The 22,941-nt window shown below is 69.8% G+C and carries 17 protein-coding genes; 7 read left to right on the top strand and 10 right to left on the bottom strand.

All coding sequences use genetic code 11. The features are described from left to right. Positions 1 to 24: 24 nt before the first annotated feature. The 4 genes from ACFVWD_RS33545 to ACFVWD_RS33530 are packed head-to-tail and all read right to left on the bottom strand — an operon-like array spanning position 25 to position 4,327. The gene (locus ACFVWD_RS33545; RefSeq protein ID WP_389601581.1) at positions 25 to 894 is read right to left on the bottom strand and encodes a sugar phosphate isomerase/epimerase family protein; all 870 of its coding nucleotides are present in this window, start codon (positions 892 to 894) and stop codon (positions 25 to 27) included. After that, the gene (locus ACFVWD_RS33540) at positions 891 to 1,910 is read right to left on the bottom strand and encodes a Gfo/Idh/MocA family oxidoreductase (protein WP_389601579.1); all 1,020 of its coding nucleotides are present in this window, start codon (positions 1,908 to 1,910) and stop codon (positions 891 to 893) included. Before ACFVWD_RS33540 ends, ACFVWD_RS33545 begins: the two co-directional genes overlap by 4 nt. A 23-nt stretch (positions 1,911 to 1,933) precedes the next feature. Next, entirely contained in the window at positions 1,934 to 3,367 is a 1,434-nt protein-coding gene (locus ACFVWD_RS33535; protein ID WP_389601577.1) for a sugar porter family MFS transporter, read from the bottom strand. A gap of 9 nt (positions 3,368 to 3,376) precedes the next feature. Then, complete coding sequence (locus tag ACFVWD_RS33530; protein WP_389601575.1) at positions 3,377 to 4,327, bottom strand: TIM barrel protein; 951 nt, start codon at positions 4,325 to 4,327, stop codon at positions 3,377 to 3,379. A 215-nt stretch (positions 4,328 to 4,542) separates the two neighbouring features. Here ACFVWD_RS33530 and ACFVWD_RS33525 point away from each other — a divergent pair, with 215 nt between their 5' ends. Then, positions 4,543 to 5,544: a LacI family DNA-binding transcriptional regulator gene (locus ACFVWD_RS33525; protein WP_389601573.1), complete on the top strand. Its 1,002-nt coding sequence runs from the start codon at positions 4,543 to 4,545 to the stop codon at positions 5,542 to 5,544. Positions 5,545 to 5,622: 78 nt separating this feature from the next. On the opposite strand, the gene ACFVWD_RS33520 is transcribed toward ACFVWD_RS33525, so the two are convergent. Continuing rightward, complete coding sequence (locus ACFVWD_RS33520) at positions 5,623 to 6,627, bottom strand: substrate-binding domain-containing protein (protein ID WP_389601571.1); 1,005 nt, start codon at positions 6,625 to 6,627, stop codon at positions 5,623 to 5,625. A 634-nt stretch (positions 6,628 to 7,261) separates the two neighbouring features. Between ACFVWD_RS33520 and ACFVWD_RS33515 the strand changes: the two genes are divergently transcribed. The 5 genes from ACFVWD_RS33515 (at position 7,262) to ACFVWD_RS33495 (ending at position 14,059) form a co-directional block, all read left to right on the top strand. Further along, entirely contained in the window at positions 7,262 to 7,462 is a 201-nt protein-coding gene (locus ACFVWD_RS33515) for a DUF6229 family protein (protein WP_389601570.1), read from the top strand. Between the two features lie 364 nt (positions 7,463 to 7,826). Continuing rightward, positions 7,827 to 10,715, top strand: coding sequence for a type 2 lanthipeptide synthetase LanM family protein (locus ACFVWD_RS33510; RefSeq protein WP_389601569.1), 2,889 nt, complete (start codon positions 7,827 to 7,829; stop codon positions 10,713 to 10,715). A 300-nt stretch (positions 10,716 to 11,015) separates the two neighbouring features. Then, entirely contained in the window at positions 11,016 to 12,173 is a 1,158-nt protein-coding gene (locus tag ACFVWD_RS33505; RefSeq protein ID WP_389601567.1) for a PP2C family protein-serine/threonine phosphatase, read from the top strand. Positions 12,174 to 12,462: 289 nt separating this feature from the next. Then, the gene (locus ACFVWD_RS33500; RefSeq protein WP_389601565.1) at positions 12,463 to 12,963 is read left to right on the top strand and encodes a cation:proton antiporter; all 501 of its coding nucleotides are present in this window, start codon (positions 12,463 to 12,465) and stop codon (positions 12,961 to 12,963) included. Between the two features lie 58 nt (positions 12,964 to 13,021). Beyond that, positions 13,022 to 14,059, top strand: coding sequence for a cation:proton antiporter (locus ACFVWD_RS33495; RefSeq protein WP_389601593.1), 1,038 nt, complete (start codon positions 13,022 to 13,024; stop codon positions 14,057 to 14,059). A 204-nt stretch (positions 14,060 to 14,263) separates the two neighbouring features. Here the strand turns inward: ACFVWD_RS33495 and ACFVWD_RS33490 are convergent, their stop codons facing one another. From ACFVWD_RS33490 to ACFVWD_RS33480, 3 genes are all read right to left on the bottom strand, one after another. After that, positions 14,264 to 14,836 carry a dihydrofolate reductase family protein gene (locus tag ACFVWD_RS33490; RefSeq protein ID WP_389601564.1) on the bottom strand — a complete coding sequence of 191 codons (573 nt, stop codon included), beginning with the start codon at positions 14,834 to 14,836 and terminating at the stop codon, positions 14,264 to 14,266. 204 nt (positions 14,837 to 15,040) lie between these two features. Continuing rightward, positions 15,041 to 15,205 (bottom strand): hypothetical protein, encoded by a 165-nt coding sequence (locus tag ACFVWD_RS33485; RefSeq protein ID WP_389601562.1) that lies wholly within the window; start codon positions 15,203 to 15,205, stop codon positions 15,041 to 15,043. A gap of 602 nt (positions 15,206 to 15,807) precedes the next feature. Further along, entirely contained in the window at positions 15,808 to 17,430 is a 1,623-nt protein-coding gene (locus ACFVWD_RS33480) for a glycoside hydrolase family 76 protein (protein WP_389601591.1), read from the bottom strand. 613 nt (positions 17,431 to 18,043) lie between these two features. On the opposite strand from ACFVWD_RS33480, the gene ACFVWD_RS33475 reads away from it, so the two are divergent. Beyond that, entirely contained in the window at positions 18,044 to 20,950 is a 2,907-nt protein-coding gene (locus tag ACFVWD_RS33475; protein ID WP_389601561.1) for a trehalase family glycosidase, read from the top strand. A gap of 54 nt (positions 20,951 to 21,004) precedes the next feature. On the opposite strand, the gene ACFVWD_RS33470 is transcribed toward ACFVWD_RS33475, so the two are convergent. Both ACFVWD_RS33470 and ACFVWD_RS33465 read right to left on the bottom strand, forming a co-directional pair. Then, positions 21,005 to 21,340 (bottom strand): hypothetical protein, encoded by a 336-nt coding sequence (locus ACFVWD_RS33470; RefSeq protein WP_389601559.1) that lies wholly within the window; start codon positions 21,338 to 21,340, stop codon positions 21,005 to 21,007. 170 nt (positions 21,341 to 21,510) lie between these two features. Further along, positions 21,511 to 22,938 carry a cellulose binding domain-containing protein gene (locus ACFVWD_RS33465; RefSeq protein WP_389601558.1) on the bottom strand — a complete coding sequence of 476 codons (1,428 nt, stop codon included), beginning with the start codon at positions 22,936 to 22,938 and terminating at the stop codon, positions 21,511 to 21,513. Positions 22,939 to 22,941: the final 3 nt, after the last annotated feature.

The following is a 22,941-nucleotide window of genomic DNA, read 5'->3' as shown; positions in this document are numbered from 1 at the left end:
CCGGGGCACGGTGGGTCGCTCGCGTTAAGCCGATAGCTCCTTGCTGATGCGGTCCAGCATGAACGCGGAGCAACCCTTGGCGCGTTCCTCCCAGGCGAAGACGCACGCGGTGGCGACGCCGTCGAAGTTCAGTTCCCGGAGCGTGCCGAAGAAGGCGTCCCAGTCGACCTCGCCCTGACCGATGTCGAGGTGTTGGTGGATACGGGCCGTGGTGCCGGGTGGGTTGAGGATGTAGCGCAGGCCGGAGGATCCCTTGTGGTTGAAGGAGTCGGCGATGTGCACGTGCTGGAGCTTGTCGCCGGCGTAGCGCATCATCGCTGCGATGTCCGCGCCGACGTCCGAGGCTCCCGAGAGGTGGAAGGAATGCGGGGCGCAGTAGAGGTAGTTCACCCAGGGCTTGTTGACGGCGCGTACGAGGTCGACCGCCGGTGTGTTCTCCTCACAGAAGTCGTCCGGGTGCGCCTCCAGGTTGAGGGCGATGCCCTCGCGTTCGAAGACGGGGAGCAGTTCTTCCATGGAACGCCAGAAGGCGGCCTCGCTCTCAGCAGCCCGGTCGGGGCGGCCGTTGAACTCCGAGTTCATCAAAGGGCATTCGAGCTCCGCGGTGATCTCGATCATCCGCTTCCAGTGGCGGACGGCGGCCTGCCGTTCGGTCTCGTCGGGCGAGGACCACTTGTAGAGCGGGAGTACGGAGGAGAGCTGGACGCCGTGCCTGCGCAGTGAGTTCTTCAAGCCGGCCACGCGCTCGTCGTCGGCCCGTGGGTGCAGGAAGAACGGCATGAAGTCGTCGCGCGGGGACAACTCGATGTATCGGTAGCCGAGTTCGGCGACCGTGCGGACCATCTCGTCGAGCGGAAGGGCGCGGAACATGTAGGGGTCGAGGGCGATCTTCATGCGGCGCCTCCGTAAAGGGCGGGGCGGGGCTTCATGTCCACGGTGGCGACGGTGCCGTCGGACTCCAGGGACCGGACGGCGGCGTCGGTGATGACGGTGGCGGCGTAGCCGTCCCAGGCGGACGGGCCGGTGGGCTCGCTGCCGGTCCCGACGGCCGCGACCCATTCGCGGAACTCGGTGTCGAAGGCGTCGGCGAAACGCCCCTTCCAGTCCTGCGGTACGGCGGTCTCGTGGTGTCCGGCGGTGCGGACCCCGACGGCGACCGGGTCGGGCAGCCGGACCAGGCCCTCCTCGCCGACGGTCTCGCACTGGATGTCGTAGCCGTACCGGCAGTTGACGAAGACCTCCAGGTCGATGCGGACCCCGTTCGCGGTCTCGAAGAGCATGATCTGCGGGTCCTTGAGGTGCGCGAACCGCTTGCCGGTGGCGCGTGGGGTGATCACCTGGGCGGAAACGATCTCGTCGTCGAGCAGCCAGCGCAGGACGTCGATCTCGTGCACGGCCGTGTCCTGCGCGGCCATCACCGAGGTGTAGGACTCCGGCACGGTCGGGTTGCGGTGGGCGCAGTGCACGATCAGCGGGGCGCCGATCGCTCCGGAGGCGAGGACCTCCTTCATCTGGCGGTAGCCCGTGTCGAAGCGGCGCATGAAGCCGACCTGGACGAGCCGGCGGCTGTGGGCGTGTTCGGCCTCGACGATACGCAGACAGTCCTCGGCGGTTGTGGCGAGGGGCTTCTCGCAGAACACCGGCTTACCGGCCGTGACGGCGTTCAGGACATGCTCGACATGGGTGGGGCCCCAGGAGGTGACGAGAACGGCGTCCACATCCGGGGAGGCGATCAGGTCGGCACCGGTCGGCAGTGCGCTTGCGCCGACGCGGGCGGCAACCTCGGTGGCGCGGGCCTGGTCTATGTCGGTCACCGCGCTCACGCGTGCGCCGGTGACGGCCTCGGTGAGTCGTCGTATGTGGTCCTGGCCGATCATTCCGGCACCGATGACACCTACACGTACGGTCATGGTCGTTTCCTTGAGGAGAGGAGTCAGGAGAAGCGCGTCCGGAGTTCGGCTTCGAGGGTTTCGAGGGTGCGGCCCCTGGTCTCGGGGACGTAGCGCTTGACGAAAGCGAACGAGAGGACGCCCGCCGCCACGAAGAGGAAGAAGGTGTGGGAGATCCCGATCCCGTCGACCAGGGACGGGAAGACCAAGCCGATCGCGAAGTTGGTCAGCCACAGCACCACGGCCGCGACGCCCATCCCGAAGCCGCGCATCCGCATCGGGAAGATCTCCGACAGCATCAGCCACGTCACCGGGGAGATCGCGCCCTGCTGGAAGGCGAGGAAGGTGACGGTCATCGCCAGCACGGCGAACGCCCGGCCCGTGCCTTCCGGCAACGCCAGCGAGAACACGCCGATCAGCAGCAGGGCGGTGGTTGTTCCGATCTGACCGATCATCAGCATGGGCCGCCGGTCGACGCGGCCCAGGAGCCAGATGCCGACGAAGGTGGCCAGCACCGAGATCACACCGTTGGCGATGTTCGCCGTCAGTGCACTGTCCGAGGTGAAACCGGCGTCGGTGAGGATCTGAGTGCCGTAGTACATGATCGTGTTGACGCCGGTGATCTGCTGCACGACCGCGATGCCGAAGCCGATGAACATCAGTCGGCGCACCCAGGGGGTGGCCTTCATATCGCGCAGGCCGCCGAGCTTCTCCTGCTCGTCCTTGACGGCGAGCGCGGACACCTCGCGCAGTTCGGCCCGGGCCCGGGCCTCGGACCTGACCTGCTTGAGCACCTCGAAGGCCTCGTTGAAGCGGCTCTGGGAAGCCAGCCAGCGGGGGCTGTCCGGCATGACCAGCATGCCGAACCAGAGCACGACGGCCGGGACCGTGGCGATCACGAGCATCCAGCGCCAGACACCGCCGGATTCACCACCCACGTCGGCGATGATCGCGTTGGAGGTGAAGGCGAGCAGCTGACCGCTGACGACCATGAGTTCGTTGCGGGTGACCAGTGCGCCGCGTCGCTCGGCGGGGGAGATCTCCGCGAGGTAGACGGGCACGGTCACCGACGCGCCGCCGACCGCGAGGCCGAGTACGAACCGGGCGAGCACCATGACCGCGGTGGTCGGTGCGAGGGTGCAGCCGAGCGCGCCGATGAAGAAGACCACGGCGAGGGTGAGGATCGTACGGCGGCGTCCGCGCGCGTCCGACAGCCGGCCGCCGGTGATCGCCCCGAGTGCGGCGCCCAGCAGCAGCGAGCTGGTGACCATGCCCTCGGTGACCGGGGTCAGTCCCAGGTCGTCGGTCATGTAGGGCAGGGCACCGTTGATGAGGCCGGTGTCGTAGCCGAAGAGGAGTCCGCCGAAGGTGGCGATGACGGTGATGAGCCGCAGCCGCCGGGAGACGGATGGCGGGGCGTGGTCCGTGATGCCGGCGGCTGGGGCGGAGACATGGGGCGCGTCGTCCCTGACGTCCATGGCTGCCTCCTATCGGGTGGTCTTCGGACGCCGGGTTCCGGAGAGGCCGCAGCCGTCCAGGTGTTCACGTGTGCGTACCGCGATGGGCAGCGGCACATCGGGAGCGCACGGGTACAGGTCCTGCTCGACGATCACGAACAACTCGGCGTCGAGTCTCGCGAGTTCGGTCACCACGTCGGCCGGGCTCGGCACGCCCTCGGGCGGCGACACGCACACCCCGCGCTGTACGGCCTCGCCGAACGAGAGGTTCTCCGCGGCGACTTGGGCGAGGACCGCCGGGTCCATCTGCTTGATGTGCACGTAGCCGACGCGCTCGCCGAAGCGGCGGATCAGGTCCAGGTTGTCACCACCGCCGTACGCCACATGGCCGGTGTCCAGGCAGAGGTTGGTGTACCGGCTGTCGGACTCGGTCAGCAGCCGCTCGATCTCGGGCTGGGTCTGGATGTGGCTGTCGGCGTGCGGGTGGATCACGAGCCGTACGTCGTACTCGTCGAGCAGCAGTCGGCCGAGCCGGTCGGCGGCCCGGCCGAAGCCCGCCCACTGCACGGCGGTCAGCTCGGGCGACTCGGTGAACGCGCCGGTCTTCTCGTCCCGGTACATGGGCGGGATCAGGACCAGATGGTGGGCGCCCGCGGCGGCGGTCAGCGCGGCCACCTGTCGTACGTGGGCGAGCATCTCGTCCCAGGCTTCCGGCCGGTGCAGCGCACCGAAGGCGGTGCCGCCGGAGACCTGGAGCCCACGGGCGTCGAGTTCGGCCTTCAACCGCTGCGGGTCGGTGGGGAGATAGCCGTACGGTCCGAGCTCCAGCCACTCGTAGCCGGCCTGCGCGAGTTCGTCGAGGAAGCGGGTGTACGGGACCTGCTGCTCGTCCTCGGGGAACCAGACGCCCCAGGAGTCGGGGGCGGAGCCCAGGCAGAGGTTGCCCGCGGTGGTGCGGAGCGGGGATGGCGCCGGTGCCATGGCGTGTCCTTGGGGGAGGGGACGGGGGATTTTCGGCGGTCTTCCGATGGGTTCTCTCGCGCGCTCTACTAGCGCGCTCTAGTGCGAGTACGATGACCCCTGTCCAAATGTCATGTCAATAGCTTGTTGCTGGGAGAATTCGCGACTGCCCATAGGGTGGGCGCCGTCGAAGGGTCGGTACGCAGGTGGAGGCATCGGGCAGGCAGCGGCCCACGATGGCGGACGTCGCTGAGAAGGCTGGTGTTTCCCGTGCACTGGTCTCGATCATCTTCCGGAATCAGCCCGGCGCGAGTCAGGAGACCCGCGAGCGGGTGCTGCGTGTCGCCGACGAGATCGGCTACCGCTTGGACAGCGCGGCCCGGCTCCTGGCCCGCGGCCGCAGTCGCACGCTCGGCGTGATGTTCACCGTGCACCAGACGTTCCACTCGGACCTGATCGAGGGCATCTACCCCGAGGCCGAACGGCTCGGCTACGACGTCGTCCTCTCCGCGAGCTCCCAGGGCCGCAGTGAGGCCAAGGCGGTGGAGGCTCTGCTCAGTCACCGTTGCGAGGCGCTGATCCTGCTGGGTCCCGAGGCGGAGCCCGCGTACCTGGAGGAACTCGGTCACCGTACGGCGACCGTCTCGGTCAGCCGCCGGGTCCCCCGAGCCCGCGTCGACTTCGTGCACAGCGCCGAGGCGAAGGGCATCCGGCAGGCCATGGACCACCTGGTCGAACAGGGCCACCGCCGCATCGTGCACATCGACGGCGGCCGGGGCCCCGGTTCGGCCGAACGCCGTCGCGCCTACCGGGCCGCGATGCGCCACCACGGGCTGGAGTCGGAGATACGGGTGATCCCCGGCGACCACACGGAGCGGTCGGGCATCGAGACCGGCCGCGTGCTCCTGGCGGAGCGCGACAGCGGGCAATCGCTGCCGACAGCGGTTCTCGCGGGCAACGACCGTTGCGCGATGGGTCTGTTGATGGCTTTGGCACGGGCAGGCGTCGACGTTCCACGCGACATGTCCGTCATCGGTTACGACGACAGCCATCTCTCCCACTTGATGCCGATCGGCCTGACGACCGTTCGCCAGGATGCGGTCCTGATGGCCGAGCACGCGGTGCGGTTCGCCGTGGAACGGCTGGAGGACGATGGCCTTGAGCCTCGAGAGGCGGTGCTGGACCCCAAGCTCGTGGTGCGCGGCACGAGCGGGCCGGTCCCGTCGGCACGGCCCTGAGGAGTAGGGGGCGGCGTCGGGGCACGGTGCGGCGAAGGGAGGCTCGGCCGCCGTGCCCACAGCGCCGGTCGGATGCCGTTATCGCGTGCCGTTCTCCGCGAACGCGGCGACGGTGTCGACGTTCTCCTTGGTGACGAAGGCGGGTCCGGTGAGCACGGGTGCGGTGCCGCCTCCGCTGACGTTTCCGTTGGTCTTGTACAGCCACAGGGCGTCGACGGCGAGGTAGCCCTGGAGATACGGCTGCTGGTCGACCGCGAACTCGACCGATCCGCTCTGGACGGCCTTCACAAGGTCCCTGTTGAGGTCGAAGGTAGCGATCTTGGCCTTGCCGCCGGCGTCCTGCGCCGACTGCACGGCCGTCAGTGCGAACGGGGCGCCGAGCGTGACCACTTGGTCGATGGAGGAGTCCTGCCGGAGCTTGGCGGTGATCGTCGCCTTCACGGACGGCATGTCGGTGCCGTTGACGTAGAGAGTGTCCGTCTTGCCGGTGAATCCCTTCTTCAGCCCGGCGCAGCGGGCTTCCAGTGCGACCTGTCCCTGCTCCTGGATGACGCAGAGAGCGTGCTTGGCGCCGAGCTGGTTCAGGCGCCGCCCGAAGGCCTGGCCGGCGATGTTCTCGTCCTGGCCGAAGTACTCGAGCATGTCGAGTCGCTTCCAGTCGTCCAAGCCGGAGTTGAAGCCCACGACCGGTATGCCGGCTGACTCGGCCTTGGCCGCCACCGCCTTCAGGGCGTCGGGCTTGGCCGCGGTGAGCGCGATGCCGTCGACCTTCTGGTCCAGGGCATTCTGCACGAGGTTGGCCTGGCTGCCCGCGTTGGGGTCGCTGGAGTAGACGAGCTTGACGTTGTCCTTGGCGGCGGCGGCCTGGGCGCCCTTGCGGATCAGGTCCCAGAAGGTGTCGCCCGGGGCAGCGTGGGTGATCATGGCCACGGTCATGCGGGGGGTGTCGGCCTTGCCCGCGGAGGCGGCCGCGCCGCGTTCCTCGGACTTCTTGCCGCCCGAGCTGCTGGAGCAGCCGGCTGCGATGAGTGTGCAGGTGAGAACAGCACCGGCCGTGGCGGCCGCTCGGTGGTTTCTGCGCATGTCTGTTGCACCTCTCTGTGCTGGTCAGGGTGGGTTTTGGCGGGGCGGGGGGGGGGCGTCGATGGCGGTCATGGGTGCGGACCGCCGGCCGTTCGCGACTGGAGACTAGAGCGCTTTATTAGCGCGCTCTAGTGGCACGTACTATGGAGCGCTCCCCAAGTGATGTCAACAGGTTTGTCAGGACGTTCCGACATGCGACGGTGCCCGGATACGGCGGTGGGCGGCCCTCGGCGGCCGTCGGCTTCATGGGAGCCGGCATCGGAGACCGCCGGTGCGCTTGTTGGCCAAGTGGCCGGTCTGGACCGGGACGTGAGGGGGCGCGAGATGGGGGTCGTCCGGTTCCCGGTCGGCCCGCGCTGACCGGACGAGCACCGAGGCACCCTTGCTTCGCTCTTCAGGGGCTCCTCGTAGGTACGGAGCCCAGGCCGGAGCATGGAGTCGGAGGCTCGGCGTCCGCTGCGCACGCCCGGTCGGCGCTCGGCCGTGCGGCCGTCCCACCCGTCCCGCAGAAGGCGGCAGGCCGCATGAACACCACATGGCTTTGGCCAGATCGGACGTCTGACGGGTGTTCGAACCCGGCGATACTCAGGGCTGGGCAATCCGCCCCAATCCCCACATCCACCGGAGGTCTCCCATGCCCCAGACCAGCGTTGCCACCGCCGCCGTGCTCGAAGCCTGGCTGGCGGGCGCGGAGAGCGCGTACGGCCACACCAACCCCGCCGGGCCCCTCTACGTCGGCGGCGCCGCCGCCGAGGCCGCGCTCACCGACCCGAGCGACTCCCTCTACGGCTTCTGTTCCAGCCCGAGTGGGTCGCACGGCAGCTGGTGTTGCTGATCGCCTGCGGTGACTTCAGGGCCCTTCGTGGAGGGCCTGACCGCTGAGTGCCCTTTCCAGGGCGCGCTCATTGACCGTATCGCCTGCGGAGTACGCCTCTTCGGGAGCGTCCCCGCGGAGTGCGGTTCATAAAGCCGGAGCGTGGGAAACCGCGCGGCCGCCCCCCCCCGGCCCCCACCCGGCACCGCGCCCCAGCGTGCCGTGTCGGTGGCCCCCCCCCCCCGCGCGGGTGGGGTTTGGGGGGGATCCCGGCTCGGCGGGTGGCGGCGGGGGGCGGACGGGTCCGGGCTGGTCGCACAGTTGCCCGCGCTTCCTCGGAACGACCGCAAGAAGCGACTTCACGGCGGAATGGGGAGGGTGGACGGTGAGCGGATCGGTGCCGGAAAGATCGGAAAGGCCGGGGAAGCCGGGGGAGTCGAGGGAGCCGGGGGAGTCGGGGAGGCGGGACGAGGCGGAATGGTTCGCCCGACCCGTACGGACCATCGCCCGCCCTTGGCGGGAAGAGCTGGCCCGGCGGCTGGCCTCCATTGACGCCCTGAGCCGGGAAGAACAGGAAGCGGTAGTGGAGGCCGGCCACACCGCCCTGCTCAAGTCCTTGCACGCGAAGCTGTCCCGCCTGTTCCTGATCGAACTGCACGCGCTGCGCATGACAGCGGGCGGCGGACGCCACGCCGAGGCCGCGGGGGCGGGATCCGACACGCGGACGTGGACCGCGTTCCTGGAGCAGGCCGGGGAGGAGGGCTATCTCGACCGGCTGGCCGGACGATACCCGAACGTCGGCCCGCGGATCGCGTCGGTGGCACGGCTGTCGGTGGCGGCGACTGCCGGATTCGCGGAACGGCTCGCCGCGGACCGCGAAGTGCTGCGGCCGCTGCTGGGGGGAGCAGCGGGGGAGATGCGAACCGTCGCGTTCGGGGCGGGCGACACCCACCGGGGCGGCCTGACGGTCAGCCGGGTCGACTTCGCCGGCGGGAGCGTCATGTACAAGCCCCGGCCGTCCGAAGCCGACGTGGCGCTGGGCGCGCTGCTGGACGAGCTCTACGAGGACTTCCCCGGCGCACCGGCGCCCGACGAGCGCATCCGGGTGCCGCGAACGCAAGCACGCGAGGGCTACGGCTGGGCCGAGTTCGTCCGCCACCGCTACTGCGCGGGCGAGGCCGAACTCGCCGCGTTCTACCGGAACGTAGGGCACTGGCTGGCCGTCCTCCGCTTCACCGGCGGCACCGACATGCACGCGGAGAACATGATCGCCGCGGGCCCGGTGCCGGTGATCGTGGACGCCGAGACGCTCTTCGACGCTCCCGCACCCTTCCCGCCCAGCGGCCGGGGCGACGCGGTGGACGTGGCCGCGGCGGCCATCCGCCGTACGGTGCTGCGTACCGGACTGCTCCCCGTACGCGGCACCGGCTTCGCGCTCGGCGGGGTGGACATCTCCGGGGTCGGATCGCTGCCCGGCCAGCAGCCACTGATCCCGAACCCGGTGATCGCGGACGCCGGTACCGCGGCGGCCCGATTCCAGGTGGACCTGGTGGCGATGCCCACCGCGGGCAACCACCCCAGCCCCACTCCCGTGCTGAGTGCGTACTGGGACCGGATTCTGGCCGGCTTCCGCGAGATGACCGCGCACCTGCGCCGGCCCGGGACCGATCCGCACCGGCTGCTGCGCCGCTTCGAAGGCGCCCAGGCGCGGCGGATCCTGCGGCCGACGCAGGCGTACGTCGACATCGGCCGGATGCTCTGGCACCCGGCGTCGTTGCACGACGAGACGGCGGCGGTCGAGCGGGCCCGGGACATCCTGCGGCGCAACGCCGAGGTGCTGCCCGGCGCGCCGACCGAGCGTGCGGCCATCGACGGCGAGATTGCGGACCTGTTGGCCGGCGACGTGCCGATGTTCACCTTCACCGTGAACTCGGCCGCCGTGCGGACCACCGTCGAGGACTGGCGCACCGCCGACCTGGCGCTGGAGGAGGCGATGATCCAGGACGCGCTGGTCGGCGCGTACCTCAACGAGCGTTCGCTGCCTACGCGGACGCAGGCCGCCGCCCGCGACCCGCACGCCCGGGACCGGGAGCGCCGCCGCCGCGACCTGGCCGCGCAGATGGTGCGGCGGCTGTGTGACGGGGCGGTGCGTGGTGAGGACGGCACGGTCACCTGGATCAGCCCCGTCTTCACCCCCGCGGGGTGGTCCATCAGGGTGCTGCCCGCCGACCTTTACACCGGGCAGGGCGGGGTGGCGCTGACGCTCGCGGAGTACGTGACCGAGGTGCGGGCCGGGCGGGCGCAGGAGGTGCCGGGCGTCGACGAGACGTTCGAGGGGGCGTTGCGGGTCCTGGTCGGCACCGAGGACCGGACACCGACGCCGTCACCCGGAGCGTTCAGCGGTGCCGCGTCGCAGGTGTGGACGTGGCTGGCGCTGCATCGGGTGCTCGGTGAGGACTGGCTGCTGGAGCGGGCCGCGGCAAGGGCCCTGCTGCTCACGGAGGGCCGACTGGTCGAGGACGACGCCGAGGTGGACCTCCTCAACGGGGCGGCCGGCGGAGTCGTCCCCCTGCTCAACCTGGCCGCGGCGACCGGGCAGGACCGCTGGCTCGGCGCCGCCGCGCACATCGGCCGCCGGCTGACCGGGCTGGCCGCCATCGACGCGAGCGGCGCCCGCTGGACGACCCGGCTCAACCCCGAGGGCATCGGCGGCTTCGCCCACGGCGCCACCGGTATCGGCTGGGCGCTGACCCGGCTCGCTCTCAGCGACGCGGGTTCCGCGGCCGAACGGCGCGACTGGAACCACCTCGCCGAGCGGGCCTTCGCCTATCAGGAGTCCCTCTACCAACCCGAGCACGGCAACTGGCTCGACGTCCGCATCGGCGCCGAGGAGGACTTCTTCACCAGCTGGTGCCACGGCAGCGCGGGGGTAGGCATCGGCATGCTCGATCTCCACCGGCGTACGAGCGATCCCGCCCACCTCGACATGGCCCGCCGGGCCGCGCGCGCCTGCGCCGCCGAGGGCTTCGGCTGGAGCCATACCCTGTGCCACGGCGACCTCGGTCTCTGGGAATTCCTCACCTCCATGGACTTCGGCGACCCCTCCGACCTCGACGCCGAAATCCTCACCGGCCTCGAGCAGCGTGGCCCGGTCGGCGGCCTGGCCCGCGAAGCGTTCTCGCCCAGCCTCATGTCAGGCCTCTCAGGAGTCCTTCACACCCTCCTGCGCATGCACCCCGCGGCCACCCTGCCGAATCCCCTTCTCCTCGACTGACCCGACCTCGGGGACAGTGGTGGCCCTCGGGCGTGGTCGCGGAGGCAGTCGCGCTCCGTGTCCGACAGGGCGGCCAGCGTGGTGATCACAACGCCGGACGGGCGGTCCGAGCGCCTGGTCGCATGCGGCCCGCGGCCCGGCGGCGGCCCTGCCGGCCTCGCGCCGGGCGCCGGTGCGGGGCCGGTTCCGTCGACGCCTGGTCCGGCGCGTTCGGGACGCGCTCCTTAGCCTTGACTACGCATTGCCGATAGTTCTTGGCTGCGCTAGCAAGCCGTCCTGGGGCGGTGCACTGTGGAACATGTGGGGATCTGGAATCGCCTTGCCGACTTCGGCCCGCGGCAGTCGAACCATGCGCTGCTGGCGATCCCCGTCCTGCTCATCGTGATGATCACGATCGTCGACATCGTGGCCCCGGCCGACATCCACCTGGGGCCGCTCCTGGTGATCGCGCCCGCGATCACCGCCTCCTTCGCCGGTCCCCGGCTGACCGGGGCGATCGGCGTCCTGGCGCTCGCGACCCAGGCAGGCATCGGCCTGCACGACGGCACCCTCTTCTCGCGCAACGTCATCGTGCAGATCGTCGCCCTCGCCGTCCTGACCCTTCTGATCGTGGGCTACTCCGTGGTACGCGAGCGGCACGGACAGAAACTGGCCCAGGTGAGATCGGTCGCCGAGGCCGCACAGCACGTACTGCTGTGGCCGCTGCCCAGCGGGATCGGCCCCCTGCGTACGGCGTCGGTATATCTGGCCGCCGAGGACGAGGCCGAGATCGGCGGAGACCTGTACGCCGTCACGCGTACCGACAACGCCACGCGCGTGCTCATCGGAGATGTCCGGGGCAAGGGCCTGGCAGCCATCGGCGAGGCCGCCCTGGTGCTCGGTGCGTTCCGCGAAGCCTCCCATCAGCACGCCGAGCTCATCGCGCTGACGGACGCGCTGGAACAGAGCGTCGGTCGCTACCACGGCGAATTCACCGCGCCGGAGGACGAGGCCGGGGCCGAGGAGCGCTTCGTCACGGCCCTGTTGCTGGAGATCCCCGACGATGCCGCCATCGTCCGGATCACCAGCTGCGGGCACCCCGCGCCCCTGCTGCTCAACCCGGAACACTCCGTCACCGCACTGAGGCTGCACCCCGCACCCCCACTGGGAGTCGGCGTCCTGGGCCCGTCGGCGCGCACGCTGGACGTGTTCACCTTCGAATCCGGGGAAACCCTCCTGCTCTACACCGACGGCGTCATCGAGGCGCGCAACCAGAGAGGTGACTTCTACCCGTTCGCCGAACGAGCCGCCCAGTGGACCGAGTGCGGCCCCGAACCGCTCCTGCGTCACATCCGGCGTGACCTCCTCGCCCACGTCGGCGGACGCCTCGGCGACGACGCCGCGCTCATCGCCATTCGCCGGGCGACCACCCACTCCGGCCACCACCTCCCGAGGCTCATCCACACCGAGCGAGCCTGAGCGAGTGCCTGCATCGTGGCCACGGCGACCGGACTCGTGGACACGTGCGACCTCAGCCGTGACCACCAGTGACAGTCCCATGGGGCGCGAATTCCGGAGGGTGGGTGCCGGGCTCCCAGGAACGCCGTTCCTGAGAAGGGCGTGGCCTGGTTACACCTGTGTCGAGGCACCACGGTAGAGCCATGAACACGAACGCGGCACCGCAGCCCATCGTCGGCATGCGGGTGACGCCGGACGGCCCTGGGCTCACCAGTGCCCGGCCGGACGCACCACGGCAGAGGTGACCGACATGGAAAGCCTGGAACTGATCGTCGTCGTCGCCGTCGGTGTACTGGCGATGGGCTGGCTGTCGCGTCGTACGGGACTGAGTGAACCGCTGCTGCTGCTCGGCGCAGGCTGCCTCATCGGACTGACACCGTCTTTCGCCGCGTTCGCGCTGTCCCCCGACGTCGTCCTGTTCCTCTTTCTCCCCGCCTTGCTGTACTGGGAGGCGCTGACCTCCTCGGTGCGCGAGATCCGCAACAACTTCCGCAGCATCGCCCTGCAGTCCAGCGGGCTGGTCCTGGCCACCGCCGTCGCCGTCGCCGCCGTGGCCCACGCGGTGGGCTACAGCCGGCCCATCGCCTTCGTCCTCGGCGCCGTCCTGGCTCCGACCGACGCCGCTGCCGTCGCCGCGGTCGTCAAGGCCATGCCGCGCCGCATCCTGACCGTGCTGCGCGCCGAAAGCCTGCTGAACGACGGCACCGCTCTGGTCCTGCTGGCCGTGACCATCGAGGTCGTTCACCGATGAGCGACCCTTCTCCTGGTCCGGCACTGCGGTCGCCTTCGTCGAGTCCTACGCCGGCGGAATCCTGATCGGTGCCGCGGTCGCACTGCTCCTGATCCCGGTCAGGCGCCGATTGTCCGAGCCCCTGCTCCACAGCGTGCTGAGTGTCGCCACCCCCTTCCTGGCCTACCTGCCCGCCGAACTCCTGCATGTGTCCGGCGTCCTCGCCGTCGTCACCTGCGGCCTCGTGACCACCCGATTCGGCCCCCGCGTCATCGGTTCCGACGCCCGTATCCAGGCCGTCGCCTTCTGGGAAGTGGCCAGTTCCCTGCTCAACAGCGCGCTGTTCATCCTCGTCGGCATCCAACTGCCCGCCGCGGTCAGGGCATTGACCTCGGTCTCCCTGGCGCAGGCCGCGATCGCCGCCTGCGCCGTGAGCGTCGCTGTGATCGGGACACGGCTGCTGTGGTTCTACTCGGTCCCTTATCTGGTCAGGTTCCTGGACCGGCGTCCTCGGCAGCGGGACCGCCGTAGCACCGCCCCTCAACGCCTGCCGCTGGCGTGGGCGGGGATGCGCGGAGCCATCTCGCTGGCCGCGGCGCTGACGGTGCCCGCCGCGACCGCCGAGGGACACGTCGTCGAGCAACGCGACGCCGTCGTGTTCATCACGGCTGTCGTCATCGTCGTCACCCTGACGTTCCTCGGTCCCACACTGCCGACCGTGGTCCGCCGGGCCCGCTTCCCCGAGGACGAGGACAAGACCGCGGAACTCACCCTCGCCCGCTGCCATATGAGCAGCGCCGCGTTGCACGCCCTACCGGAGTTGGCGCAGCGGTTCGGGGTCCCCGAGGCGGCCACCCTCCGCATGGCGCAGGACATCGAGGAACGTACGGCCCCCGCACCCGGCTCCACGCGACGCCGCGAGAGCGTGCGGCGCCTCGAACTCGCCCTGCTTCAGGTCAAGCGGGACACCCTCACAGACCTGCGCGACGCCGACCGCATCGACGACATCGTCCTCCGCACCGTTCAGGAAGTGCTCGATGTGGAGGAGGTCCGCCTGGGGAGAAAGGCGAATCACGTGCCGGCGGAGTCCTTCCGGGACGATCCGGCGCATTCCTAGGTCCTGTCGTCACATTCCCGTCGTCCGCCCGGAGGGCGGGCCCTGCGGCGTCAGGTTCGTGCTCTCGGCGTGGATCAAGGCTGTTGCCGACAAGTGTGAACCCTGGTGGGTCCTGGTGGTTGCGCTCGGATCGGCGTGCGCCCGGGTACGGGCGGCCGGGTGTCGTCAGGGGCCGGGGCGGAAGGACGGGTTGCCGGGGCTTGGTCAGCGGACGACGTCGAGGACGTTCATCTGCAGGCCGTTGGAGTACACGGCGTGCTCGACGAGCTTGAGCTGCTGGGTGTCCTTGTCGGTGGCGGGGAACAGGCGCTTGCCCGCGCCGAGCAGCAGCGGGTAGACGAGCAGGTGGTAGCGGTCGATCAGGCCGGCGTCGGCGAGGCTGTGGTTCAGGGCGACGCTGCCGTGGATGATGATCGGGCCCCCGTCGGTCTCCTTGAGGGCGGCGACCTCGTCGAGGGAGCGCAGGATGGTGGTCTCGCCCCAGTTCGAGACGAGCTTGTCCTCGGTGAGGGTGGTGGAGACGACGTACTTCGGCATGGTCTTGTAGTGGGCGAACTCATTCATGTCCGGCCACACCGGGCTGAACGACTCGTAGCTGGTCCGGCCCATCAGGATCGCGGTGGATTCCTGCTGCTCCCGCCCTTTGATGTCGAACGCTTCGGGGACGAACTCGACGTCCTTGAAGGTCCATCCGGAGTTGCGGTAGCCGGGTTCGCCTCCCGGGCCTTCCATGACGCCGTCGAGCGAGATGAAGGCGGAGCTGATCAGGGTACGCATGCTGGTTTCCTCAGGTTTCTGGTGTACGGATTTAGGTTGCTCGCCGCCGCTTCGACCACGTTCGAGGCGGCGGCCTCCTGGTGAGGAGTCTTTGCGGGCCGCCCCGGAGGGAGGCCGGTGCGGCGCCCTCGGCATCGGGTGCGGTCCCGTGGCGGGGCCGGGGCGCCGGCCGCGCGGACGGGCGTCCGGACGCGCCTGCGGACGTCAGCCGAGAAGCCTCATCAGCCACTGGTGCCAGGCGGACTCGGCGCCGCCCGTGTCGGGCTCGGACAGGTGGTGGGACATCAGCACAGTGGCGGTGAAGTAGGAGGCGGCCGTGGCGCGGCACACCCGCTCGGCGACGTTGCCTTTTCGCCGTTGCTCGGCCACCTCGACCAGCCCATGCCGCCCCAGTCGACCAGCCCATGCCGCCCCAGCTCCTCCAGTCGGTGGTTGACCTTCTGCCGGGGCAGCCCCAGGCGGGCGGCAAGCATGGCGGCCGAGCAGGGCTCGGCCGCGGCGGGTTCTTCGATCACAGCGGTGTCCAGCACCGCTCCAGAATCCATCCGACAAAAATAATTGTCAAGGCGAGAAATGTTGTCGGTGAGGGGATTGCCGGTGCGGTGCCGGATGCCCCCGGAGACCGGCCGGAACGCGCACCGGCCGGGACCGATTCGAAGGGGCTGGTCAGAGCCAGATGGTGGGGAAGCCGGTACCGGTCCGTGTGCCGCGCAGGTCATGGGCATGGTGGTCGAACAGCAGATGGCCGTCGGGACCACGCGTCCCAAGACGCGGATGGCGTTCACGACCGGGGGCGATCGCCACCCAGGGAACTCGCGGAGTTCGCTGGTCCTCCCCGGGGCGGACGGATTCCAGGGGAGGCGGATCAACGGGACAAGGCATCCATGCGCCCAGGTGTACGGCACTCACCTCGCGCGCCGGCTCGCACGCGAGTCGGGGACCCGCGTGCGGCCGGCTTCCCTTGCCGGTCGTCAGCCCGCGGCGGCGGTGAGCGCTTCGAGGGCGCCGGCCTGGGTACGCCAGTCGGTCTGGTTGGGGCTGGTGCCGGCCCAGCGTTCGCCGAGGGCGTTGAGGGAGTTACGGTCCCGCTCCCACAACGTGTCCGCCTGGTTCTGGACGTAACTCTGGTAGGTGCTGGAACCGGTCGCCTTCGCGAGGTCGGCGAAGTTCCGCATGAAGATGCCCTTGAACTGCTTCTGGTTGTCGTCGCAGGACGCGGAGCCGATGTCGCAGGACTCGGTGAGCACTCCGTCACGGGTCAGCGTCGGGCTACTGACGGCGGCGTCGGCCAGGGTTCGTGCGGTGGTCAGCAGGGAGCTGTCCCCCGTCGTCCTCCACAGTTCGGTGAAGCCGCCGATGGCCAGTCCCTGGTTGTAACTCCACACGGTGCTGCCGTTGTTGGCGCAGGCCGAGGTGAGCCCGTCGTTCACCAGCCCCGAGGAGTTGATCAGCCCGCTGGCCTTGTACCAGGCGGCGGATGTCCTGGCCCGCCGCAGCCACACCGTGTCGCCCGGGATGCGCTGGTGCAGCGCGGTGGTCAGCCAGAGGTACTGTCCGTTCGTCACGGCGTTCTTGTAGGTGCGCTCGCGGTCCCACCACACGCCGCCCCCGCAGGTGCTCGGGTCCCAGTACTGCTGGACGTAGTCGGCGATGGTGACCGCCTCGTTCAGATAGCGGGAGTCACCCGTGTAGTCGTACGCGTCGATCCAGGCGATGGCCCACCAGCCCGAGTCGTCGATGGAACGGCTGATGAAGTCGCCCTCGATCGCGTCCGAACTGCGCACACCGGCGGCGAAGGCGCCCTTGTTCTGGTCGAAGGTGCGCGCGATGACCCAGTCGTAGTTGTGCGTGCCGGTGGTCCTGGCGAAGTCGATGAGGGAGGTGAGGGTGGCGGCGGAGTTCCACCAACTGCTGGGCCACCAGCCGTTGTACGGGTCGTACGAGGTCATCAGCGTGTCCGCGGCGGCGCGTGCCCTGGTCGGCGCGGGCCTGACCCACGCGGTGCAGCTGCCCTCGTTGTGGCTCGCCTCCCGGCCGCAGGCTCGGACCGCGCCGCTGTAGAGGAGGCCCCGCGGGTCGCGCGTCGCGTACATGGCGGTACGGATGCCGGTGGCCCCGGACGGGGTGCTGGTACGGCCGAGTGAGGAGCCGTCCGGCCAGGTCGAACCACCGTCCCAGGAGCGGTCGAGCCAGATCTCGTCGCCGGCGCCCCCGGTGCCGATGCTCGCCCAGGCCATGGAGTTCTTCTGGTCGACATGCAGCCGGATCGTGCGGCCGTACAAGCTGGTTGACGGCACGGGCTGCTCGTCGCCGGCCGCCTGGCCTGCGCTCGTGCCGTCGCAGAGGGCGTCGCAGACGGTGGGGTAGACCCAGTTCGTGCAGCCGACGCCGGCGGCGTCGCCGCAGGCCCGGACGAGGCCACGTCGGTGGTTGCGCGGGTCGGTGATGTTGTACATCAGCGTCCTGGTGCCGGTCCAGGTTCCCGGGATGCTCGCCTTGCCGAGTAGTCCTTCCCAGGCGGCGCCGCCGTCCCAGGAGCGGTCCAGCCACACCGAGTCGCCGGTCGCGCCGTTGTCGATGCTGGCCCAGGCCATGTCGTCCGCGTCGGACACGTGCAGTTCGAGGCGACGGCCGTTGAGGTCCTTGTTCGGCACCGGGAAGGTTTCCTGCCGGGCCTGTGAGGGGTCCAGCGTGTCGCAGGCCAGTACGCACACCTGGGTGGCGGCGCCCGCGGGCGTCGCGGCCGGGACCAGTGCGACGAACGCGAGAGCGGCCGTCAGCAGGAAGCCGAGAAGCCGTGGTCTGACAACGATGTCGGAGCTTCGCAGGGGCACCGGAACTCGCCTCGATTTCACGATGGGGGACGCCGGTTGGCGGGCGTGACGGGAGCCGACGGCTCGCACGGAGCCGCGCCGGGGAAATGGATCAATGGTCCATACCTGTGCCTGTCTCCGAGGCAGTGAACCGGCTCGCCCGGGCCTTGTCAATGTCGCAACGGGCAGCCTTTTTCACAGGAGTTGACGGCTGTCGCGATGGGTTGACACCCGCTTTTCGGGCGCCCATCATCGGTGCGAACTTCGGCGAGCCGTCTCGCGCCCCTGCTGTTTCTTCAGTCCCAGGCCTGCACCGGCAATATTTTTGAATCGATTCAAGCGATCGGTCGCCGAATCGAGCAGTCAGTTTCCGCACCCGATCCGGGAGGTACTCATGCGCCGCCGCCGGCCCCCGCTGAACCGAAAGCCCAGTCCAGGGCGCCTACTCGGCCTCGCCACGGTGGTGGCCGCCGCGCTGGTCGCGGCACCCGCGCCGCCTGCCGGCGCGGCCCCTCCCACGTCCCTGTCGGCGTCGGAAACCACAACGTCCGGTGCCCGGGCGGCACTTGACGCCCTGAACTACTCGCCGACCTCACGCACCCTCAAGCCGACCGCCGTCTACCGCACGTCCGGCAGCGTCGCGAACCCGCAGAACGTCCTCAGCGGACAGCCGACGCGGATCTCCGGCGCACAGTCGGCCATCACCCTCGATTTCGGCAAGGAGGTCGGCGGTCTGGCAACGTTGTCTTTCGGCAGTACCAGCTCCAGCGGCCAGCGGGTCGGCCTGGCCTTCAGCGAGTCGTCCCTGTACGTGGGCAACAACAGCGACCGCAGCAGCGGCCGCGACGGCGAGGACGGCGCCCTCTACGCCACGCCCTCCGCCAATGGCACCTACACGATGTCTACCGCTCAACTGCGGGGCGGCTTCCGTTACTTGACCGTCTTCCTCGACACCTCGGGCTGGGTGGACCTCAAGGGCGTCAGCCTCGCGTTCACCGCCGCCCCGGGGAAGGCCAACCCGGCCGACTACACCAACTACTTCTCCTCCAGCGACGAGCTGCTCAACAGCATCTGGTACGCCGGGGCGTACACGGTGCAACTCAACACGATCGCCTCCAACCAGGGCCGCGCCTGGCCCCCGCCCGCCTCCGCGTGGGACAACAGCGCCACCGTCGGCGTGGGTGACTCCGTCCTGGTCGACGGCGCCAAGCGCGACCGTACGGTGTGGCCCGGCGACATGGGCATCGCCGTACCCACGCAGTACGCGTACTCCAACGACCTCACCTCGACCCGCAACGCGCTCACCACGATGTACAACGCGCAGTCGGCGGCGGGCGAAATCCCCTGGTCCGGCCCGCCGTTCAACCTCACCGGCTCGGACACCTACCACACCTGGACGCTGCTGGGGACGTCGACCTACTACACCTACACGGCCGACCGGGCGTGGCTGGACTCCGAATGGGCCGACTACAAGCGCGGGATGGCCTTCATCACCAACAAGATCGACGGCAACGACCTGCTCAACGTGACCCGCACCCAGGACTGGGCCAGGGTCGGCCAGGGCGGCGAGAACATCTCCGCCAACGCGCTGCTGTACGGCGCGCTCAAGGACGGTGCCACCCTTGCCACGGTGGAGGGCGACAGCGCGCTCGCCGCGAGCTGGAACGCCAAGGCGGCCGCCATCAAGTCCGCGGCCAACTCCCTGCTGTGGGACGCCGCGAAGGGCATGTACAAGGACAACCCGACCAGCGGCCTGTACCCGCAGGACGGCAACTCGCTCGCCGTCTGGTACGGGTTGAGCGACTCCACGGCCAAGTCGAAGAGCATCATGGCGGGGCTCGGCAAGAACTGGGGCATCTACGGCCCCACCACCCCTGAGTGGGGCGGCAATGTGTCGCCCTTCGCCGGCGGCATGGAGCTGAACGCCCGCTTCACCGCCAACGACGACTACACCGCCCTGGACCAGATCCGCCGCACCTGGGGCCACATGCTGACCAGCGACATCGGCACCAAGAGCACCTTCTGGGAGGGGGTCAAGGCCGACGGCGGCCTCGCCTACGGCGGTTCGTTCATGAGCCTGGCCCACGGCTGGTCCACCGCGCCCACCTCCACGCTCACCTTCGACGTGCTGGGCACCGCACCGGAGTCGTCGACCGGCGCGTTCCGCTTCGTCCCGCACCCCGGTGACCTGACCAGCGCCGAGGGCCGCATCACCATGCCGCAGGGCGCCATCAACGCGTCCTGGTCCCGCGACCCCGCCGCCGGCACCTATACGGCGCACCTGACCAGCCCGTCCGGCACCACCGGCCGCATCGGAGTCCCGAAGTTCGGCGGCGGCAACATCTCGGTGTCCGTGAACGGCACCGTCGTATGGCGGAACGGAACCTTCACGCCCACCTCCGGCATCACCGGCGCGAGCCAGGACGACACCTACGTCTACCTCACCGGCGTCGCCCCCGGCAGTTACACCGTGACCGCCACCGGACTGGGCAATCCGTCGCCACCCGCCGACCCCGGTACCGGCGCCCTGCGGTCGGGCTTCACCCGGTGCGCGGGCGAGGGCGGCACCTGCACCTTCAGCGGCACCCGCTCGGTGGCCTACGGCGCCGGGACATACACGTACAAGACGGTGACCAGCAGCACCGCCTGCACCAACGACTCCTTCGGCGGCGACCCGGCGTCCCATCTCGTCAAGTCCTGCTATGTCGCCGACGCGGGCGGCCCGCCCGGATACACCGCCTGCGCGGCCGAAGGCGGCACGTGCGCCGTGCCCGGCTACAACCGCGACGTCGCCTACGGCGCAGGCGGCGACTTCGTCCACCAGGTCACCAACGGCTCCGTCGACTGCTCCAATGCCCACTTCGGTGATCCCATCGACGGAGTGGCCAAGTCCTGCTACCTCCCGCCCGCGGGAGCCCCGGCCGGCGGCTGGACCAAGTGCGCCGACCAGAACGGCACCTGCCCGGCCGCCGCGGGGCAGCCGGTGACATACGGCGCCTTCGGAGCGTTCACGACGATCACGGCCACCGGCGACACCCCGTGCACCGACGCCACGTTCGGAGATCCGATCCCAGGCGAGTCGAAGGCCTGCTACACCGCCACCGGCGGTCCGGTCGGCTACGCCGCGTCCTGCGCCGCCGAAGGCGGCACGTGCGCCTTCAGCGGGCAGCAGACCGTCGCCTACGGCGCCCGGGGCCGTTTCCTCTACCAGGCGTTCACCGGTGGCACCGGCTGCACGACGGCGGCGTTCGGCACCGATCCGCTGCCGGGCGTGAGCAAGACCTGCTACCTCACCTCCTGAGCAGCGCAACGCCTCCGGCAGCCTCCGTTCCCCGCGTGTCAGGGGGCTGCCGGATCACTCCGGATGGGCCACTGCCTCCTTCTGCAGTTGCACCGCCGCCAGCAGGCTCAGTTTCGGTTCCGCCTGGCGCAGCGCCCGCACCGCCGCGACCGAGGTGATGTCCCCCATGAAGCCGACGTCGGCCAGCCGGGAGCGGACCCAGCGGGCACGCAGCTGGGTCTCGGTGGCGGAGGCGGTGGACTCGACGAGCGCGGCAGCGCGTTCCAGACCGAGGCGCTCTTCCGGCGAGGCCTCGGCCAGTGCCTGGCGCAGGGTCGCCGCGACCATGTCCGCGTCCCGGATGGCCAGCACGAAGTTGTTCTTCTTGCTCAGTCCCGTGATTCCTGTCATGGGGATCAGCCTGACTGCCATGTTCTCTGCATGCCAAGCGACTTGAGGAGGCTCAGAGGGTCGGCCACTCGCCGTCGGCCTGTGCGGTCGGGGCGGCGGGCCGCGCACCCGGTGCGTGCCTGCGCGCCGGGTGCGTGGTCGCCCTGGCCTCTCGTCATCGGGCGAGGGGATCAGCTGCTGGGAACGGTGTCCTCGAACGTGGTGCCCGCGCTGCGGTACGCCGTCACCTTGGCGGCGACCTGCGCCGGCGTGAGGACCTGGTCCTTGACGTGCAGGACGTAGTCGACCTGCTCGTCGTACGCCCGCGCGGTGGTGCTGGTCTGGCCCGCGAGGTCGATCAGCCACTGGTTGAAGTTGATCGACATCGGCCGCTCCGGCAGGTACGCGGAGTCGTGGGTGCCGAAGAGCTGTCCGTCGATGTAGTACTTGATGCTGCTGTTGTCGATGGTCAGCACCAGGTCGTGCCAGCCGTTGTAGCTCTGCCTGCCCTCGGTGTGCTGGTTGACCGCCACCCACGGGTCGGCCTGGTAGGTCTCCCAGGATGTCGTGTAGAGGATGTCGGAGGTCTCGCCCCAGCCGCCGTTGGGCAGGTACTCGAAGTCGTACTCGGAGTAGTCGTCCGCCATCGGTGCCGTGAGGTCGTTGATGGTGAAGAACGTCTGGACTAGGTGGTCGCCGTCCGGGCCGTACTTGGGCGCGTCGTTGAACCTGACCCTGGCCGCGTAGGTGCCGTTCTTGAACTTCCGCGCGTTGGTGACGATCTCGGTCTGCTTGGTGCTCTCCCCGGTGCCCGACGTCGAGGTCTCCAGGTTCATGACGGAGTTGCCGCTCGTGGTGGCGAAGGTGACCTTGTCGGGCGCCCAGGTGGCGCCGGGCACGCCGGGGCCGCCGGAGGTGGAGCGCACGCTCCAGCCGTGCGCAGAGACCTTCGGGTCGTTGTAGGCGCTGTAGTTGAAGTCGTCGAACAGCGTGGCGCCGGTGGCCGGAGGGTCGGTCGGCGGGTCGGTGGGCGGGTTCGTCGGGTCGTTGCCCGCGGGGGCCTGGCCCCACAGCGTGGTGCCGGACAGCTGTGCGGTGACCTTGGACCAGTCGGCGTACGACGTCTGGGAGGCGCCGAAGGAGTAGTCGTCGCTCTGGTTCAGCGACTGCCACGTCGACTGGTAGAAGCGCAGCTGCATATCGCCGGTGTCGGCGCCCGGCGCGAGCGTGCCGGCGCCGGAGGTGAAGCCGATCTCCAGGTAGCGGTCCGCCGTGGCGGTCGGGCTGGCGAGCGTGCCGAAGGTGCCCGTGACGTTGGCGCAGCCCTTGACGGCCCAGGAACAGGCGAAGCGATAGGACGCGCCGGCCGAGTCGGCCTTGAAGTAGTAGCGGATCTTGACGTTCGCCAGTTGCACGGTCGTGCTGCCGGTGTTCTTCACCTTGAACCAGGGTTCGGACTGGTCGGCGGTGGCTCCCGTGGCGCTCGTACGGTACTGGACGCTCAGCCCGTCGCCGGCGGCGCTCGCGGTGGCCGGGAGTGCGGTGAGCGCGGCGGCGCCCATGGCCACCGCGACGGCGGCGGACGCTGCGGCGCGTAGCCGGTTCTTCTCGAATCTCATGGT

Origin of the sequence: Streptomyces sp. NPDC058086 (assembly GCF_042885015.1) — a bacterium.
Taxonomy (GTDB): Bacteria; Actinomycetota; Actinomycetes; order Streptomycetales; family Streptomycetaceae; genus Streptomyces.
Note: the sequence above shows the minus strand (reverse complement) of the source record. Positions and strands in the feature narration are given on the sequence as shown.